Genomic DNA, 3,098 nt, shown 5'->3' with positions numbered 1-3,098 from the left:
GCCGCGGGCGGGGTGCTCACGAGCCGTCCGCCGAGGTGTCGCGGCGGGGTGCGCCCCGACCGGCGTTGCCGTCATAGCGGTGCTCGGTCTTGTCGCCCTGCACCCAGTCCCCGTTGACGATGTTCCCGAAGGCGATCTGGCCGCCCGTCATGTCACCGCCGAAGTGGAGCGAGGGCGACGGGACCGGGCTCCCCGGTTCGGTCCCGCCGCCCGCCCCTCCCGCGGTGCCGCCCGTGCCGGGGGCTTCCCCCGGTCTGGTTCTGTCACGTGGCGGCTCCCCCGAGTCCGCGGGGAGTCCGGGCGGCGCCGGGTAGCCGGGTACGGTGACCCAGCCCCGGCGCGGTTCGCCGTGCTTGGTGACGAAGTCGGCGGGCAGATAGGCCGCCGGGTCGATGCCCGGGTAGCGCCCCCGCACCACCTTGCGGTGCACGTCGTCCGAGACGACCACCACCAGGTGGGCGCGGCCGGCCCGGGCGAGCGACTGCTTGACCGGGCCCGCGTCCACCAGCCGGGCCAGGTCGTTGATGGCGTTGCTGGTCCAGCGCTCGCCGTTCCGGTTGACCAGTCCCTCGTGCAGTCCGACCCGCAGCCGCATCCGGTGGTCGTGGTTGTACGTGTCCCGGTGGTGCGCCAGCGCGTCCTCCAGACCGCGCACCAACTCCCGTAACAGCAGGGTGGGTTTGGTGTCCGGCGGGGCGAGGAGCAGGACGCCGTCACCGCGGTCCTGTACCGCGCAGCGCTCCGGATCGAGCCGGGCGCGGCGTAACGCGAACTCCACCACGTGGTACAGGTCGTCGTGCAGCGTCGCCTGGGTGGTCTCCGCGCGCAGACTGAAGTCCTCGATGTCGAGGAGCACGATCCAGTGGCTGTGCGGATCTTCCGGAACCACCACCATGTGCGACCTCCTGTGCTTCGAGCAGGACCGCGTTCGTCCCGCGCATCTCTGGATAGAACCTGCTGTGGGGAGTGTCTACGCCATCTGGCGCACAGTGCCCTCTTGTCAGCGTCTTCGCCAGCGTTTCCGAAGGATCGTCACACGAACGCGTAATATGCCTCGACGACATTCACGGAACGCCCCGAACAGAAACTGTCGTTCCGTCATAATCTGTGCGGCAGATCGCAGTTCACTGTGAACAGCAAGCGCAGACGGATGGTCGAGGGGGCCCGGGTGCGCCAGTTACGCCTCCCGCCGCAGCTGGTGATCGGCTTCGTTCTCGGGCTCGTGGTCGTCCTGTTGGCCCGCTCCTGCGGCCCCGGTTCCGGCACGTCCGAGGGGGGTTCGGCGGCGGCCCCCGCGGACGACGGCAAGGCACACACCACCCGTGCCGGGAGCGCGCAGGCGAACCTGCCCGCCCTGTGGCCGGCGCCGCGCAGCGTGCGCCGGGACGCGGGCACGGTGCCGATCGGGCACGGCGTGGCGGTGCGCGCGGACTCCGGCACGGACGCGGCCACCCTGGACGCCGTGACCCGGGCGCTGCGGGCGGGCGGCGCGGACGAGGTCCGGCTGGGGGACGGCCCGAAGTCCGGCGAACTGCTGGTGACGGTGACGTCGTCCGGCCCGTCGACCGCCCTGCGAACGCTGGGAGTCGACCAGCCCACCGGTCTCGCCCCCGGCGGCTACGTCCTCGCCGTCGGCCGCGACCACGACCGGCCCCGGGCCGTCCTCGCCGGAGTCGACCCCGACGGCGCCTTCCATGCCGCGCAGACCTTCGCCCAGCTGGTGCGCCCCGTCGGCTCGTCCGCCGCGCGCGGCACGCTGCCCGCCGTCCGCGTCCGGGACTGGCCCGCCACCGCCGCGCGCGGCATCGTCGAGGGCTTCTACGGCACGCCGTGGACCCAGCGCGAACGCCTGGAGCAGCTGGACTTCGCGGCGCGCTGGAAGCTCGACACGTACCTCTACAGTCCGAAGGACGACCCCTATCTGCGCGCCCGCTGGCGCGACCCGTACCCAGAGTCACGCCTCGCCGACCTGCGCGCACTGGCCCGGCAGGCCTCCGCCGACCACATCTCCCTGGTGTACGCGCTCTCCCCCGGCCCGTCCGTGTGCTACTCGTCCGCGAGCGACACCGCCGCGCTGATCCGCAAGTTCCGGCAGCTGTGGGACGACGCCGGGGTGCGGGCCTTCGCCGTGCCGCTGGACGACATCGACATCGACCGCTGGAACTGCGCGCGCGACGCGGCCGTGTACGGCAGCGGGCGGGGCGCGGTCGGGCGGGCGCAGGCGGATCTGCTGAACAAGGTGCAGCGCCAGTTCCTCGACGCGCGCGACGGCGCCGCGCCGCTGATCACCGTGCCGACGGAGTACGACGGGGCGCGGAGCAGCGCGTACAAGGCGGCCCTGGCGGCGGGGCTGGACCGCGGCGTCGAGGTGATGTGGACCGGGCCGCTGGTCGTCTCCCCGGCCCTGCGCACCGCGCAGGCGCGCGAGGCGGCACGGCTGTACGGGCATCCGCTGCTGGTGTGGGACAACTACCCGGTCAACGACTACACGGCGGACCATCTGCTGCTCGGCCCCTATACCGGCCGCCAGGACAGCCTGCCCGGGGCGGTCGCGGGCCTGCTGGCCAACCCGATGAACCAGGCTGCCGCCTCCGACCCGGCGCTGTTCTCGATGGCCGCGTACACCTGGAACCCCGCCGCCTACCGGCCCGCCGCCGCGCTGGACGCGGGCCTGTCGGTGCTGGCCGACGGCGACGCGCGCGCCCTCACCGCCCTGCGCGCCTTCGCCGACGTCAACCGGTCCTCCCGGCTGGACTCCACGCAGGCGCCGCGGCTGGCGGCGCTGACGGCGGCGTACCGGAAGGGTGGCGCGGGGGCGGAGAGCGCCCTGCGCGAGCACCTCCGGGTCCTCGCGTCGGTGCCGGACACGGTGCCCGCGTCGCTGCGCACCTCGGCCGCGCCCTGGTTGGCCTCGGCCCGCGACTGGGCCCGCGCCGCCCTGGCAGCGCTCGACCTCCGCTCCGGCAGGAGCACGCGCGCCCAGGTCCGGTCCCTGCGCGCCGCGGCCCGCTCCCACACGATCGTGGACTGGCAGGGACGCAGAAGCACGGTCGAGGTGGGCACGGGCGTCCTGGACACCTTCGTGTCGAGGGCACTGG

General features: G+C 73.8%; 2 protein-coding genes. One reads left to right on the top strand and one right to left on the bottom strand.

From position 1 onward, the window contains the following. Positions 1-16: 16 nt before the first annotated feature. The gene (locus IPZ69_RS46630; RefSeq protein ID WP_235460999.1) at positions 17-895 is read right to left on the bottom strand and encodes a hypothetical protein; all 879 of its coding nucleotides are present in this window, start codon (positions 893-895) and stop codon (positions 17-19) included. Positions 896-1,168: 273 nt separating this feature from the next. On the opposite strand from IPZ69_RS46630, the gene IPZ69_RS46625 reads away from it, so the two are divergent. Beyond that, positions 1,169-3,098, top strand: a 1,930-nt coding sequence (locus tag IPZ69_RS46625; protein ID WP_235460998.1) for a beta-N-acetylglucosaminidase domain-containing protein, incomplete at its 3' end; no start/stop codon positions are given.

Origin of the sequence: Streptomyces olivochromogenes, from assembly GCF_021538895.1 — a bacterium.
GTDB classification, from domain to species: domain Bacteria; phylum Actinomycetota; class Actinomycetes; order Streptomycetales; family Streptomycetaceae; genus Streptomyces; species Streptomyces olivochromogenes_A.
The sequence above is the reverse complement of the archived record's forward strand: the minus strand, read 5'-3'. Positions and strand labels throughout refer to the sequence as shown.

Bases quoted from the DNA above. Each gene is read 5' to 3' on its own strand.
- IPZ69_RS46630 (WP_235460999.1), bottom strand. From the start codon at position 895: ATGGTGGTGGTTCCGGAAGATCCGCACAGCCACTGGATCGTGCTCCTC.